Here is a 14,369-nt window from a genome sequence, read left to right on the forward strand (position 1 = left end):
ACAGCACGCACCGACCCAGATGAGGCGTGAAGCGCACAGCCGGACCGCCCCGAACCGCGAGGGCCGAACGTTGGCACACCGCGTGAGGCGACCTGGCTCACTCCGAAGGGCGGAGCTCACAGTTGCGGGACAGCGCCGGACTCCCACCGGCTTCGCTGCACACGTTGTGGACGGCGCACACCGCCGTCGCCCCTGACGCTAGCAAGCGCCAGGGCGCGCGCCTAACGCCGAACGGGGCGACGGCTGGTGATCTGCACTACTCCGAGCGGGTGCTTTCCGGCCCGGTGTCCTTCCGCCGGCGGTTGACCGGGCCGGATACTGGACGCAGGGTGGTGTGATCCCCCGGGAATATAGCGCCGAATCACGGCCAAACCGGCGCCCGCTTCTCCACAAACGCCCGCACACCCTCGGCCCGGTCCGCCGAGAAAGCCGTCGCCCGCCAAGCCCCGTCCTCCACATCCAGCCCCGCGGCCAGCGGCAGGTCGGCGCCGACCTTCAGCGCGTGCTTCGCGTTGCGGACCCCGATCGGCGAGTTCTTCGCGATCTGCTGCGCCAGCTCCAGTGCCGCGTCGCGCGCTGTCGAGGCTCCTGTGATCCGGCGGTCCACCATGCCGAAGCGGTCGGCTTCGTCGGCGTCGATGCGGCGGGCCGTGAAGATCAGGTCGGCGGCGCGGTTCGTGCCGATGCGGCGTACCAGGGTCTGCGTGCCGCCGCCGCCGGGGATGACGCCGACTGAGACCTCCGGCAGGCCGAAGACCGCGCCGTCGTCGGCCACGATCAGGTCGCAGGCCAGGGCCAGTTCGCAGCCGCCGCCGAGGGCGTAGCCGGAGACCGCGGCGATGACCGGCATCGGCAGGGAGCCGAACGCGCCCCAGGTCCGGCGGAAGGCCGGGCGGGTGGCGACCAGTTCCGCGTCGCTCATCTGGTTGCGTTCCTTGAGGTCCACGCCGACGCAGAACGCGTGGTTCTTGCCCTCGGCCTCCGGCGGTGCCGACGACACCACCACCGCGCGTACCGCCGGGTCCTCGGCCAGCTCCGGCGCGACGTCGCGGATCGCCGCGGCCATCGCCGTCGAGATGGCGTTCATCGCCGACGCGCGGTTCAGCACGATCTCCGCGACCACGCCGTTGCCCGACGCGGGGTGCCGCTTCAGGAGTACGCCGTTGTAGTCCTTCACCTGTACCTCAGTCATGCCGCCCACAGTATGAGATCGCGATTAGAAGCCGAAGGGCAGCCACGGCGCGACGTCGCTCACAAACGCCCGCGACGCCGCCGCCAGCGTCCCGGCCCGCAGCTCCTCGACCCGTCCGGCGCGGGCGAGGGCGCTCAGCGACAGGCCGCCTAGGTAGGCGCTGCCGAGTTCGCGCACGCCGAGCACCAGGTCGGCCGGGTCCGTCGTGCGCTCGCAGACCGCGCCGTCGGCGTCGCCGCGGAGCCGCCAGCGGCCGGCGTTCCAGGGGCAGAACGAGTCGGCGACGTCGAACACCACGTCCACCGGCCCCGCGTAGCGGCGCGCCGTGAGCGCCCGGTCCACGTCCACGAGCCGCAGGTACATGTCGTCCTGCAGCCGGGGCAGCGAGCGCCGGGTGTCGGCCAGCAGGTGCATCAGCGGGTCGTCGACCGGCACCTGGGCATGGACCTCGCTGGTCAGGTCCAGGTCGAGCAGGAAGCGCCACATCGCGGCGTAGGAGGCGAGGTCGCGGCCGTAGACCTCCTGCACCCGCACCTTGCAGTCCGGGTGCGCCGGGTTGTCGAAGTCCTCCTTGACCCGGTAGCGCGCGAAGCCCACGGCCCGGCCGTCGGCGTCCTCGGCCAGGACACAGCGCAGCGGGCCCGCCTCGTCCCGGGCGAACTCGTCGTCGGCCAGCGCCGAGTCCCGCCAGCCCTCGCCGACCCGCGGCAGCATCCCCGGCCGGCCCGGCCGGTTCGCCTCGAACACCTCCTGGCAGCGGTCGTATCCGTCGGCCGGAGCCAGCATCCGCAGCCGGAACTTGTCGCTGCCGGGCACCGCCGACAGGCCGTTGTCGCCGCGGGGGACCTTGAGGTTGAGCTGCTGGGTGGCGAGCCCGTAGCCGAAGCGGCCGTAGATCGCCGGCTCGGACGCCTGCAGGGTCGCCACCGGCTCCTCGCCGCGCTCGTGCCAGCCGTGCAGCTGGTGCCGCATCATCGCGGTCAGGATGCCGCGGCGGCGGTGGGTGGGCTTCACGGTGATCATCGTGACGCCCGCGGTCGGCACCGTGGCGCCGCCGGGGACCGTCATCTCGAAGGGGAAGGACCCGCCGGTGCTGACCAGTTCGTCGCCGTCGAAGGCGGCGACCGAACGCTCGCGCGGCAGCAGCCGCATCCACAGGTCGTGCGCCTCCTGCGGCGGGTTCTCGTGGAAGCCGAGGTCGAGTTGCGCGGTGAAAGCCTCGACCTCGCCGTCCGTGATCGGACGGACGGGATGGGAGGCGGCTTCGAAGCTCATAATCCATGGCTAACACCGCTTCGCCCCGACGGCGAACCAATATTCACCCGCCGGACGCTGTCCACCGGGCCGCCGGCGGTGAACGCGGCCCCCTTCGGCCTGCCCCGCGTGGGAGGCTGAACCCATGCAGGATTCCGATCCGATCCGCCTGGCCGGCCCGTGGACGCACCGCGACATCAACGCGAACGGGGCCCGCTTCCACGTCGCCGAGATGGGCGAGGGCCCGCTGGTGCTGTTCCTGCACGGCTTCCCGGAATTCTGGTGGTCCTGGCGCCACCAGCTCCCGGCGGTGGCCGACGCGGGCTTCCGCGCGGTGGCGATGGACCTGCGCGGCTACGGCAGCAGCGACAAGACCCCGCGCGGCTACGACCCGCTGACCCTGACCATGGACGTCACCGGCGTCATCCGCGCCCTCGGCCAGTCCAACGCGACGCTGGTCGGGCACGGCTGGGGCGCCTTCCTCGGCTGGACCGCGGCGGTCTTCCGGCCGGCCGCGGTGAACCGGCTGGCGGTCACCGGTTCGGCCCATCCGCGCCGGCTGCGCCAGGCCCTGCTGACCGACCCCAAGCAGATCTCGGCGGCGCGCTTCATGTGGGCCGCGCAGCGGCCGTGGGCCCCGGAGAAGGCCCTGACCCGCGACGCCGCGATGCTGGTCGAGCAGCTGCTCACGGAGTGGGGCGCGACCGGCTGGCCGGAGCTGGACGTGGCGCAGCGCTACCGCGACGCGATGCTCGTGCCCGGCGCCGCGCACTCCTCGCTGGAGTACTACCGCTGGCTCATCAGGTCCCTGGTCCGCCCCGACGGGATGCGGTACGCGCAGCGGATGCGCACCGAGGTGCGGGTACCCGTGCTCCATCTGCAGGGCGAGCTCGACAGTGCCCTGCTCCCGCACGTCGCACGCGGCTCGGGCCGGTACGTCACGGCGGCCTACCGCTGGCGGCTGCTGGAGGGCATCGGCCACTTCCCGCACGAGGAGGCGCCGATGCGCTTCACCAACGAACTGATCGACTGGCTGAAGAGCTGACCGCGGCCGACCGAAGCCGCGACGCGATGCACAGCGTTCGCGACATCTGGGCGGCGTACTGCGTGACCGGGCCCGCAGAAGGGCCTGGGTCTGCCCTGGACATCCTCAATCAACTGCTCAAATACGACGACAGCGTCATCACTGCGTGCCTCCACGAAGTCCTGAGCCCGAGCGCAGGCGGACGGCGGGCTGCGTTGCTGAAGGCGACCGGTTTCCTCGACGCCACTCATGATCGCACCGATCGCTGGACCGACTGGGTGGTCGCCCTGTTCCCCGACCTCAGCCTGTTCGACTTTCTGCAGGCTGTGGGCTTCCACAATCTCGCCAGACTCGTCGCCCAAGCCGCCGCCGAATCGATGGCCGACGGGGATCTCCCCGGAGCCGGCCGTGATTGGTTTCAAGAGCTCGAAGACGGCATAGAACGCCACTGAGGACAGAGGACACCAGCCCGCGAGCGGCCCCAAGTCCCAGTGCGGCTAAGGCTTCGCAGAAGTCTTCACGTACAACAGCACTGCACACCCGACAGCCATCACCGGCGCCAGGAACCACGTCTCCATCTTGTTGCCGGTCCGCTGGATCAGCGGTATCCCGGTCCGCAGCGTGAACGGCCAGAACAGCCGGCAGCCGTGGTCGGTCAGGCAGTCGCCGGCCAGGTGCGTCAGCGCCCCGAGCCCGATCGCGAACGGCAGCCAGCTCGGCGCGCTCGCTATCCAGCGGTCCATCAGCACCGTCCCGCCGCCGGCCAGCAGGATGCAGGGCCCGTAGGCCTCCAGCTTCTCCCCCGGCGGGCACAGGTTCAGCGCGCGGACCGCCAGCACCAGCATGAAGAACACGAGCCCGAGGGTGAAGTACCGGCCGAGGTACTTCTCGCCGGCCCAGGTGCCGTAGGTGACGGCCGCGACGAAGGCCAGCGAGTGCGTGGCGTGCCGGTGCCCGCCGCTGATCTTCGACACGCCCTTGCACAGGTTGTGGGTGATCGGCCCGACCGAGTGCGCGATGGTGCCGTTCGGGTGGTCGATGTCCGGCAGCAGTGCCGCGCCGGCCGTGATGAAGGTCCCGAACAGCAGGTCCTTGGCCTGGATGTGGGCCGTGGAGCCGTGCATGGCCGGGTAGGCCAGGACGCTCATCGGCAGCGCGGAGGCGGCCGCCGCCCAGGCCAGTCCGCCGCTGGTCGCGTGTGAGTGCCCGAGCATGCCCGATCCGCCCCCTGATGGTTCTGTGCCGTTTCTGGCATGAACGTATCAGGAAGGCGCGACGGAGCCGGGCCCGGCAGAAGCCTGAGATCACCGACGCGCGGCCGGACGGCCGCCGAATCGCCGCCAGGGCCTCAGATCGCGCAGGCCTGGGTGTTGACCGGGACGTCGGTGGCGGCGCCGGCGGCCGCGTCGGAGGAGACCTCCTGCGCGGTCAGCGCGTAGCCGGTGTTCTTGTCCTCCAGGGACTTGGCGAAGACCACGCCGAGCACCTTGCCGTCGGTGGACAGCAGCGGGCCGCCGGAGTTGCCCTGCTGGACCTGCGCGTAGAGCGCGAACACCTGGCGCCGGACGTTGCCGTTGGAGTAGATGTCGGCGCCGGTGGCCGTGATCTGCTCGCGGATGCGCGCGGCGTCGACGGTGAACGGGCCGTCCTCGGGGTAGCCGACGACCAGCGAGGAGTCGTTGGCCTTGCCGGTCAGGTCGAAGTTCAGCGGCGACGCCTTCAGGCTGGGCACGTCCAGCACGGCGATGTCGCGCTTGGGGTCGAAGAGCACCACGGTCGCCGCGTACTGCCGGCCGTTGGACTGCCGCACCACCAGCGAGCGCGTGCCGCCGACCACGTGCGCGTTCGTCATCACCTTGCCCGGCGCGTAGACGAAGCCGGAGCCCTCGATGTCCTTGCCGCAGGACGGCGCCTGGCCGCGGATCTTCACGATCGAGGCCCGGTCCGTGCCGATCACCGGGCTGTTCAGCAGCGCCGGGTCCGGGGCTGGCACGTTCGCCGGGTCCTCGGCCTGGAAGGGCGCGAACACCTGCGGGAAGCCGTTGCGGTTCAGGATGTTGGAGAAGCCGTTGAACCACTGGTTCGCACCCTGCGGCAGCACCTGGGTCATGCCCTTCAGGATGCTGGAGGAGCGCACCTGGTCGCTGATGGTCGGCACCGAGGACGTGAACAGCGCCAGCCCCAGGAACCAGGCCACCATCAGCACCGCGACCACCGACACCACCGCGCCGCTGACCGCGTCCACCATCTGCGCCGGCTGCCAGGTGATGGCCTCGCGCAGCCGGGCGCCCAGCATCGAGCCGAGCACCTGCCCGACGACCGCCAGCGCCAGCACCGCGCACAGCGCGATCACCGAGGCCAGCAGGCTGCTGGAGGAACGGTCCAGGAACGTCGGGACGATCACGAATCCGAGCGCCAGCCCGCCGAGGAACCCGGCGAAGGAGACCACTCCCACGACGAAACCCTGCCGGTACCCGGAGACTGCGAACGCCGCCACGACGAGCAGCAGCAGGATGTCGAGGATGTCCATCTACTTATCTTCTCCCCCCGGCGCCCCGCGGCTGCGGACCGCCAGCGCCAGCACCTCCTGCGGCAGCGGCTCGACCCGCTCGGTGTCCCACGGCTTTTCCCATCCGCCCGCCTTCAGCACCCCGTCCAGGAGCGCGGCGGTGAAACCCCAGATCAACAGCGATCCCGCCTCGAACGCCGGGCTCGAGGTCCCCGAAGGATTGCCGACGCGCAGCCGGTTGGCCGGATCGACCAGATCGCGCACCGCGATCCGGCAGACCGAGGCGACCTCACGCGGATCCCGTACCCGCACCGGACTCGGGACACGCCACCAGCCCAGCACCGGCGTCACCAGGAAGTCCGAGGGGAAGACGTACTGCTCGGGAAGGATTCCGAAGACTTGGACGCCGTCCGGGTCCAGATCGGTTTCCTCGTTGGCCTCCCGCAGCGCGGTGGCCACCGGCCCCTCGCCGGGGTCGACCTGCCCGCCGGGGAAGGCCGGCTGCCCGGGATGGTTCCGCAGCGTCTTGGAGCGCTCGACGAAAAGCACGTCGGGCCCGTTCTCCGGATCCTCCCCGAACAGGATCAGCACAGCGGAGCGGCGCGGCTCCCCGTCCAGATCCGCGGGCCGCTTGAACCGGGGGCCCAGCCCCTTCCCGCTCTCGGCGGCCTGAGCGAGCGGAAGCAACCAGTCGGGCAACGAATCGGCTATCTGAGTTCCCATGTCGGGAGCAACGCTCACAGCGGCAGACCGCCTTCCCCCGGCTTGTACTTGAGCAACGCCGCCGCCTTCACCGGGTCCTGCTCCCCGATCCCCCGGCTGGGGCACAGCTTCGCGATCGGGCACGCGCCGCACGCGGGCTTCTTCGCGTGGCAGACCCGCCGGCCGTGGTAGATGACCCGGTGCGAGAGCAGCGTCCAGTCCTTGCGCGGGAACAGCTCGCCGATGGCGTGCTCGACCTTCACCGGATCCTCGAGGCTGGTCCACCCGAAACGGCGCACCAGGCGCCCGAAGTGGGTGTCGACGGTGATGCCGGGGACGCCGAACGCGTCGCCGAGGACGACGTTCGCCGTCTTGCGGCCCACCCCCGGAAGCTTCACCAGCTCGTTGAGCTTCCCCGGAACCGCGCCGCCGTAGTCGGACACCACGGACCGGGACATGCCCAGCAGCGACTTGGCCTTGTTGTGGAAGAAGCCGGTGGGCTTGATCAGCGCCTCGAGCTCCTCGGGATCGGCGGCGGCCAGATCGGCGGGGGTCGGGTAGCGCTTGAAGAGCGCGGGGGTGACCTTGTTCACGCCGACGTCGGTCGACTGCGCCGACAAGATGACGGCGGTCAGGAGCTGGTAGGGGTCCTCGAAGTCGAGCTCGCACTTGGCGTACGGGTACACGTCGCTGAGCTCGCGGTAGATCTTCCGGGCGCGCCTGACCAGCGCAGTGTGGGTCTCCGGCTTCACCTTCGTCACGTCGGAGACGTCAGCCGCGGCTCGGGTCATGGACTCCACTGTAAGCCGGTGGACCTAAGAGACGGGTGTGAACCCGCAGTCGTCACTCGGCGGTTCCTCGGTCGGAAGGGCTCGCGAGTCAGTCCTTCGGCATGTCGCTGCGAACCCGGCTGACCATCGGGCGCGCGTCGGCGACCTGGAGTCGGGCGAACTCGAGGTTCAGCACGCCGGTGTCCACGATGCCGATGGAGACCCGGTAGGCCTGCGCCACGCCCGGGATCAGCTCATCGGTTATCCAGGCGACCTGGTCGTATGAGTACGTGAGGAGCAGTTCCCTCGGCTTGGCGACGAGGGCGCCGCCGGAGGCGAACACCAGCAGGCGCTGGTTGGTCAGCCCGAAGTAGAACCGCTTCGGCACGTGGATGCTCGTGCCGGGGACGGCGGCGCGCTTCGAGGTGGCGGCCACCGCGGCGGCCGCGGCCGCTCCGGCGATGCCCAGGGCGCCGCCGATCATCGCCTTGCGGACTTCGCCGAACCGCATGCCGCGCGTGCCGTACAGCACCTTCTCCTGCGGCTGCAGGTCGTCCGCCATGAGCTGCCGGATCTTCTCGACGGTCTCCACGCCGTACCCCCTTTTTGTTCGCGGCAGCCTACAAACGGTGATCGACTTCGGGGGCCGGATAAATACCCGCAGGCGCGCGTCGGGTCAGTAGGTGCCGGGTCAGCGGCCCCCGATGGCGTCGAGCTCGGCGACCGCGTCGGCCGGGAGCACCAGTGCCGCGGCGGCGATGTTCTCGCGCAGGTGGGCCGGCGAGGAGGTGCCGGGGATCAGGACCGTGGACGAGGAACGCTGGAGCAGCCAGGCCAGCGCCACCTGCTGCGGTGCGGCGTCCAGGCGCTTCGCCACGTCGGTGAGTGTGTGGGACTGCAGGGAGTTGAAACCGCCGAGGGGGAAGAACGCCGCGTAGGCGATGTTCTCGGCGGCGCAGCGGTCGAGCAGCGCGTCGTCGGCGCGGTTGGCCAGGTTGTACAGGTTCTGCACGGTCACCACCGGCGCGATGCCCTGGGCCTCGGTGAGCTGGACGCCGCTGACGCCGCTCAGGCCGAGGTGGCGGATCAGGCCCTGCTCGCGCAGCTCCGCCAGGGCGCCGAACTGCTCGGCGATGGACGCGGTGCTGCCGCCTTCCATGGACGGAGTGCGCAGGTTCACCACATCCAAGGTGTCCAGGCCCAGATGCCGGAGGTTGTCGTGGACCTGAGCCTTGAGGGCGGCCGGCTCCTGGGCCGGGATCCAGCCGCCGGCGGCGTCCCGGCGCGCGCCGACCTTGGTGACGATCCGCAGGTCGGCGGGGTAGGGGTGCAGCGCTTCCCGGATCAGCTCGTTGACGACGGCCGGGCCGTAGAAGTCGCTGGTGTCGATGTGGGTGATGCCCGCCTCGACGACCGCGCGCAGCACGGCGACGGCCTGGCCGCGGTCCTTCGGCGGGCCGAAGACGCCGGGGCCGGCCAGCTGCATCGCTCCGTAGCCCATGCGCGTGAGGGTCAGGTCGTCGGCGAGGGTGATGGCGGTGAGGGCGGCGCTGTTCGCCATGGTGGGGCGTCCTCTCAAGCGGTGCGGGCCAGAGGTATCTAACTGGATAGTTACACACTAGGCCGCCGCCCCGGGTAAGTCAAAAGTTAGTTACTTCGCCTAGACTGACCGCCGTGACCAGGCCATCGAGCGGCACGCCCGCACCCGCCCCCCGCCCTCGCGACTCCGCGGCGACGACGGAGCTGCTGCTGGCCGCGGCGACGGCGGAGTTCGCCGAGTACGGGTTCGCCGGCGCCCGCATCGACCGCATCGCCGAGCGTGCCGGGGCCAACAAGCGCCTGCTCTACGTCTACTTCGGCGACAAGGACGCGGTCTTCGAAGCCGTGCTGCGACGCCAGATCGGCGAGCTCGCCGAGCAGACGCCGCTCGTCGACGGAGACCTCGCGGCCTTCGGCGCGGCCAGATTCGACTACATGGCGGCCCACCCCGACGCCGCCCGGCTGGCCGCCTGGCGCCGCTTCGAGCGCACCGAGCACTGGAGCCAGACCGAGGCCGAGAGCTACCGGGCGAAGGTGGACGCCGTCGCCGCCGCGCAGCGCGAGGGCCGCCTCGACGACAGCCTTCCGGCGATCGACCTGTTCGCCATCGTCCTGCGCGTCACCGAGAGCTGGCTGGACGCGCCGCCGGCCCTGAAAGCCCTGGCCGACGGCGGCGATCCGACGGCGCAGTCCCGGCTGAGCGAGCATCGCGCCTCGCTGGTCGAAACGCTGCGGCGCCTCACCGAACCGCGCGCACAGGACTAACACCGAACGGGACTGAAGCTAGCGACCGATCTTGTCCAACTCGGCGAGATCGTCGTCGCTGAGGCTGAGTCCCGCGCCGGTGATGTTCTCGCGCAGGTGCGCCGCAGAAGAGGTGCCGGGGATCAGCAGGATGTTCGGCGAACGCCGCAACAGCCATGCCAGCGCCACCGACATCGGCGTCGAGCCGAGCCGGTCGGCGACGGCCGAGAGCGCCGAGGATTGCAGTGGGCTGAAACCACCGAGCGGGAAGAAGGGCACGTAGGCGATGCCCGCCACGGCGAGCGTTTCGATCAGCTCGTCGTCGTGCCGGTAGGCAAGGTTGTACATGTTCTGCACGCACACGATCGGCGCGATCGCGCGCGCTTCGGCGACCTGTTCGGCCGTCGCGTTGCTCACGCCGAGGTGCCGGATCAGACCCTGCTGCTGGAGGTCGACGAGCGCCGCGAAGGCTTCGGCGAGCGAGCCGGGCTGCGGCCCTTGGGCGTTGCCCAGCCTGAGGTTCACCACGTCGAGCGCGTCCAGGCCGAGGGTTTCCAGGTTCTCGTGCACGGCACGGCGCAGCGCCTCGGGCTCCCGCGCCGGCGGCCAGCCTCCCTGCGCGTCGCGGGTCGCGCCGACCTTCGTCACGATGTGCAGCGCCTCCGGATAGGGGTGCAGCGCTTCGCGGATCAGCCGGTTCGTGACCTGCGGGCCGTACGCGTCGGCCGTGTCGATGTGGGTGATACCGAGATCGACGGCCTCACGCAGGACCGCGAGCGCGCCGTCGGGATCGGCGGGCGGTCCCATGACGCCGGGCCCGGCCAGCTGCATGGCGCCGTAGCCGAAGCGGGTGACGGTCAGGTCCCCCAGGGTCCAGGTGCCGCCGGGAAGCGAGGAGAGCGTGCTCATGCCTGTGTCTTTCGTAGAGTGCCGGGAAAGTGGTGCCCGATGGGCTGTTGCTTCAGTATGGATAGGCAACTTCCCGACAGGAAGTACGCACTTCGAAGTGCGTAAGGGACCCACGAGTGCAAGGAGCGGCGCGATGGCCACGATGACGGCGGCCCAACAGCGGGCCCAGGCCAAGGCGGAGTACGACGCCTTCCTGGCGGCCTGCCCCAGCCGCAAGCTGCTCGACCGGATCTCCGACAAGTGGGTCGCGCTGATCCTGTGTGCCCTCGGCAACGACGACGAACCCCGGCCGATGCGCTACTCGGAACTGTCGCGCCTGCTGGCCGGCGTCAGCCAGAAGATGCTGACTCAGACGCTGCGCTCCTTGGAGCGCGACGGCCTCATCACGCGGCAGGCGACGCCGACCGTGCCGGTCACGGTCACCTACGAACTGACCGATCTCGGCCGGTCGCTGCAACAGATGGTGCGGGGCATCAAGAGCTGGGCCGAGACGCACATGGACGATGTCCTCACCAACCGCGCGGCCTACGACGACGGCGCCGCGGAACAAGGATCCTGAGACCGATCACCGCGCCTGATTGAGGCGGAGTCCGGCGACGGGGCTCGCCTGTCCTACGGAACGGCCGCTGAGTTCCGCGTCGAGCGATTCCTGGGCATGGCGCATCTGCTCCTGGTACTCCGGCTCCTCCAGGCGCCGCATTCCCTCTTCCGCGGCAACGGTTTCGACGATCGCGGTGACCCACCAGATGTTGCCGAACGGATCGCGGATCCGGCCGCCACGCTGGCCGAAAGCGTTGCTGCTCAACGCGGTCACTTCCTGCGCACCGGCCTTCAGCGCGGCGGCGAACGCGGCGTCGGCGTCCGGCACGAAGACCCTCAGCAGCGACGGCATGGCCGGCCAGTCCGCGCGCTGGTCGAAGGCGAGCAACACGGTATCTCCGACCCGGATCTCGGCGTGTCCGATGCTGCCGTCCTCCAGCGGAACGCGGCCGAGTTCGACGCCGTCGAAGGCGGCGGTCACGAAGTCGAGCAGCGCTCCGGTGTCCGTGGTGACGATCCACGGCGCGACGGTGGTGTATCCGCTGGGAGTGGTGGTCATGGCGTTTCCCTTCACGAGGTTGTCCCTTCACGGTAGGAGCCGTATAGGTCAGGTTCCGTCCTAGTCGCGACATAGAGTTCGAGACGTGCCCGACACCACCGCACGCCTGCTGTCCCTGCTGTCATTGCTCCAGACGCCCCGGCTCTGGCCCGGCAGCGAACTGGCGCGCCGCCTGGAGGTGAGCGGCCGGACCGTGCGCCGCGACATCGAACGGCTGCGGGACATCGGCTATCCCGTGGAGGCGGTGGAGGGCGGCCAAGGCGGATACCGGCTGGTCGCCGGCTCCGCGATGCCGCCGTTGCTGCTCGACGACGAGGAAGCGGTGGCGATCGCCGTGGGCCTGGCCACGATCGCCGGGCAGGCCGTCAGCGGACTGGACGAGCCGGCGGTGCGCGCCACAGCCAAGCTCGCGCAGGTGCTGCCCGCGAGACTGCGCCGGCGGGTGTCGACGTTGGTGGCCACGACGCTGCCGTTCGTCCTGGCGCCGGCCGCACCGGTCCCTCCGGGCGCGCTGGTCGCGATCACCTCGGCGTGCGCGAACCAAGAACGCCTGCGCTTCCACTACCGGAATCAGGACGGGAGCACGGCGGCGCGGCACGTGGAACCGGTCCGCCTCGTCGCCGCCGGCCGGAAGTGGTACCTGCTGGCATTCGATCTGCTCCGCGACGACTGGCGCACCTTCCGGGTGGACCGGATGACCGAGATACAGGCCACTGGTGCTCGCTTCAAACAGCGCAGGCCTCCTGCCGAGGGAGTCGAGGAGTTCTTGCGAGCGCGCATCCTGGACATGGCGCCGACCTTCAGCGCCGACGTCACCCTTTACGCCTCGCGCACCGTGATCGCCGCCCGGCTCGGAGACCACCTCGGGGACGGCACGCTCAGCGAAAACGACAACAGCGACACCGACACCGACACCGGCGACACATGCCGCTGGCATTCGCACCCCGACACGGTCGAATGGCTGGCGACCCGCCTGCTGTCCCTGGACACCGACTTCCACGTCCACGGCCCGCCGGAGCTCGTCGCCCACCTCGACGCGCTGGCCGGCCGGATCACCCGCTCGCACCGATAGAAAACCCTTATACAAACCACCGGGCCGCGGTCATCATGAACGCGTGTTCCCGACGACGTTCGCGCCGACCGCAGCAGGCATCGCCCTGCCGGTTCCGGCTGCCGTCGTCGCGGCGTTCGCGGTCATCGCGGCATCGGCAGGCGTTGCGGCATCCGCAACCGCCGCCGCACTCATCGGCGTCCGAAGCTGACCCTCCCCGCCCCGGCGGGAACCGAGCGGGGAGGGTGGCTCCCCTTCCGGTTCTCCGGCCCCGCGCGCCTCGGCTGGCGCGCGTGCGGGCCGTCGATCAGCCGACTCTCCAGCGGGACCGAGGCGATGCCGCCTGCCCGCACCAGCTTCAGGGATTCACCATGTCCAAGCAGCAGTTCGCGCGCACCAAGCCGCATCTGAACATCGGCACGATGGGCCACGTCGACCACGGCAAGACCACCTTGACCGCGGCCATCACCAAGGTCCTGGCCGAGCGGTCGGCCGGCTCCGGCAGCGCCAACCACTACGTCGCCTTCGACCGGATCGACCGGGCCCCGGAGGAGATCAGTCGCGGGATCACCATCAACATCGCGCACGTCGAGTACGAGACCGAGCAGCGCCACTACGCGCACGTCGACATGCCCGGGCACGCCGACTACGTGAAGAACATGATCACCGGCGCCGCGCAGGTGGACGGGGCGATCCTGGTCGTCTCGGCGCAGGACGGCGCGATGCCGCAGACCCGGGAGCACATCCTGCTGGCGCGGCAGGTCGGCGTCCCGCACGTGGTCGTCGCGCTCAACAAGGCCGACCTGGTCCAGGACGAGGAGCTGCTGGACCTGGTGGAGCTGGAGATCAGGGACCTGCTGACCGCGCAGGGCTTCCCGGGCGACGAGGTGGCCGTGGTCCGGGTGTCCGGGCTGCGCGCGCTGGAGGGCGACCCGGTGTGGACGCAGCGGGTCCTGGACCTGCTGGACGCGGTGGACACCACCGTCCCGGACCCGGTCCGGGACCTGGAGTCCCCGTTCCTGATGCCGGTGGAGAACGTGCTGACCATCACCGGCCGCGGGACGGTCGTGACCGGCGCGGTCGAGCGCGGCACGCTGGCGCTGGGCGCGCAGATCGAGGTGACCGGGCACGGCGAGGCGTTCACCGCGGTGGTCACCGGCATCGAGACCTTCGGCCGCACCATGGAGGCCGCGCAGGCCGGGGACAACGCGGCGCTGCTGCTGCGCGGCGTGCGCCGGGAGCAGATCCGGCGCGGCCAGGTCCTGGCCGCCCCGCACAGCATCCGGCCGCACCGCCGGTTCCGCGCCGAGGTGTACGTGCTCTCCGCCGCCGAGGGCGGCCGGCACACCGGGTTCGGCGCGGGCTACCGGCCGCAGTTCCACTTCCGCACCACCGACGTGGTCGGGGCGGTGGACCTGGGCCCGGACGGCCTCGCGCTGCCCGGCGACCGGGTCACGATGACCGTCGAGCTCGGGCACGGCGTCGCGATGGAGCCCGGCCTCGGGTTCGCCATCCGCGAGGGCGGCCGGACCGTCGGCGCCGGGACCGTGCTGGAGCTGGTGGAGTAGGCGAGCAG

At 70.7% G+C, this 14,369-nt stretch carries 17 protein-coding genes and 1 riboswitch; of the genes, 7 read left to right on the plus strand and 10 right to left on the minus strand.

Annotated elements, in window-relative coordinates; translation table 11 throughout:
• Nucleotides 1-71: 71 nt before the first annotated feature.
• A riboswitch (cobalamin riboswitch) is annotated at nt 72-200 on the minus strand.
• 161 nt (nt 201-361) lie between these two features.
• Nucleotides 362-1,192, minus strand: coding sequence for an enoyl-CoA hydratase/isomerase family protein (locus ABH920_RS00800; RefSeq protein WP_370345637.1), 831 nt, complete (start codon nt 1,190-1,192; stop codon nt 362-364).
• Nucleotides 1,193-1,216: 24 nt separating this feature from the next.
• Nucleotides 1,217-2,467 (minus strand): GNAT family N-acetyltransferase, encoded by a 1,251-nt coding sequence (locus tag ABH920_RS00805; RefSeq protein WP_370345639.1) that lies wholly within the window; start codon nt 2,465-2,467, stop codon nt 1,217-1,219.
• A gap of 124 nt (nt 2,468-2,591) precedes the next feature.
• Between ABH920_RS00805 and ABH920_RS00810 the strand changes: the two genes are divergently transcribed.
• Complete coding sequence (locus tag ABH920_RS00810) at nt 2,592-3,491, plus strand: alpha/beta fold hydrolase (RefSeq protein WP_370345641.1); 900 nt, start codon at nt 2,592-2,594, stop codon at nt 3,489-3,491.
• Nucleotides 3,492-3,517: 26 nt separating this feature from the next.
• On the plus strand, nt 3,518-3,922 hold the full coding sequence (locus ABH920_RS00815) for a hypothetical protein (RefSeq protein ID WP_370345643.1): 405 nt from the start codon (nt 3,518-3,520) through the stop codon (nt 3,920-3,922).
• A 45-nt stretch (nt 3,923-3,967) separates the two neighbouring features.
• Here ABH920_RS00815 and ABH920_RS00820 read toward each other — a convergent pair whose 3' ends face one another.
• The 6 genes from ABH920_RS00820 to ABH920_RS00845 form a co-directional block, all read right to left on the minus strand.
• A complete protein-coding gene (locus tag ABH920_RS00820) occupies nt 3,968-4,684 on the minus strand; it encodes a metal-dependent hydrolase (protein WP_370345645.1) in 717 nt (238 codons plus the stop codon).
• Nucleotides 4,685-4,818: 134 nt separating this feature from the next.
• Nucleotides 4,819-6,000, minus strand: a complete 1,182-nt coding sequence (locus tag ABH920_RS00825) for a MarP family serine protease (protein WP_370345647.1) — start codon at nt 5,998-6,000, stop codon at nt 4,819-4,821.
• Nucleotides 6,001-6,702: a CoA pyrophosphatase gene (locus ABH920_RS00830; RefSeq protein WP_370345649.1), complete on the minus strand. Its 702-nt coding sequence runs from the start codon at nt 6,700-6,702 to the stop codon at nt 6,001-6,003. It abuts the gene before it with no gap.
• 14 nt (nt 6,703-6,716) lie between these two features.
• Complete coding sequence (gene nth, locus ABH920_RS00835) at nt 6,717-7,472, minus strand: endonuclease III (protein WP_370345651.1); 756 nt, start codon at nt 7,470-7,472, stop codon at nt 6,717-6,719.
• Nucleotides 7,473-7,560: 88 nt separating this feature from the next.
• On the minus strand, nt 7,561-8,043 hold the full coding sequence (locus ABH920_RS00840) for a hypothetical protein (protein ID WP_370345653.1): 483 nt from the start codon (nt 8,041-8,043) through the stop codon (nt 7,561-7,563).
• A 99-nt stretch (nt 8,044-8,142) separates the two neighbouring features.
• On the minus strand, nt 8,143-9,012 hold the full coding sequence (locus ABH920_RS00845; protein WP_370345655.1) for an oxidoreductase: 870 nt from the start codon (nt 9,010-9,012) through the stop codon (nt 8,143-8,145).
• A 113-nt stretch (nt 9,013-9,125) separates the two neighbouring features.
• Between ABH920_RS00845 and ABH920_RS00850 the strand changes: the two genes are divergently transcribed.
• Nucleotides 9,126-9,755 carry a TetR family transcriptional regulator gene (locus tag ABH920_RS00850; protein ID WP_370345657.1) on the plus strand — a complete coding sequence of 210 codons (630 nt, stop codon included), beginning with the start codon at nt 9,126-9,128 and terminating at the stop codon, nt 9,753-9,755.
• Nucleotides 9,756-9,773: 18 nt separating this feature from the next.
• On the opposite strand, the gene ABH920_RS00855 is transcribed toward ABH920_RS00850, so the two are convergent.
• The gene (locus ABH920_RS00855; RefSeq protein ID WP_370345659.1) at nt 9,774-10,643 is read right to left on the minus strand and encodes an aldo/keto reductase family oxidoreductase; all 870 of its coding nucleotides are present in this window, start codon (nt 10,641-10,643) and stop codon (nt 9,774-9,776) included.
• A 133-nt stretch (nt 10,644-10,776) separates the two neighbouring features.
• Here ABH920_RS00855 and ABH920_RS00860 point away from each other — a divergent pair, with 133 nt between their 5' ends.
• Entirely contained in the window at nt 10,777-11,202 is a 426-nt protein-coding gene (locus ABH920_RS00860) for a winged helix-turn-helix transcriptional regulator (RefSeq protein ID WP_370345661.1), read from the plus strand.
• Nucleotides 11,203-11,208: 6 nt separating this feature from the next.
• On the opposite strand, the gene ABH920_RS00865 is transcribed toward ABH920_RS00860, so the two are convergent.
• Nucleotides 11,209-11,742 carry a VOC family protein gene (locus ABH920_RS00865; RefSeq protein WP_370345663.1) on the minus strand — a complete coding sequence of 178 codons (534 nt, stop codon included), beginning with the start codon at nt 11,740-11,742 and terminating at the stop codon, nt 11,209-11,211.
• An 85-nt stretch (nt 11,743-11,827) separates the two neighbouring features.
• On the opposite strand from ABH920_RS00865, the gene ABH920_RS00870 reads away from it, so the two are divergent.
• The 3 genes from ABH920_RS00870 to tuf all read left to right on the plus strand — a co-directional run bounded on the left by ABH920_RS00870 (nt 11,828) and on the right by tuf (nt 14,361).
• Nucleotides 11,828-12,814: a helix-turn-helix transcriptional regulator gene (locus tag ABH920_RS00870; RefSeq protein WP_370345665.1), complete on the plus strand. Its 987-nt coding sequence runs from the start codon at nt 11,828-11,830 to the stop codon at nt 12,812-12,814.
• 43 nt (nt 12,815-12,857) lie between these two features.
• Nucleotides 12,858-13,004, plus strand: coding sequence for a hypothetical protein (locus ABH920_RS00875; RefSeq protein ID WP_370345667.1), 147 nt, complete (start codon nt 12,858-12,860; stop codon nt 13,002-13,004).
• Nucleotides 13,005-13,164: 160 nt separating this feature from the next.
• Complete coding sequence (gene tuf, locus ABH920_RS00880; RefSeq protein ID WP_370345669.1) at nt 13,165-14,361, plus strand: elongation factor Tu; 1,197 nt, start codon at nt 13,165-13,167, stop codon at nt 14,359-14,361.
• Nucleotides 14,362-14,369: the final 8 nt, after the last annotated feature.

This window comes from Catenulispora sp. EB89, assembly GCF_041261445.1.
In the GTDB taxonomy this organism is placed as follows: Bacteria; Actinomycetota; Actinomycetes; order Streptomycetales; family Catenulisporaceae; genus Catenulispora.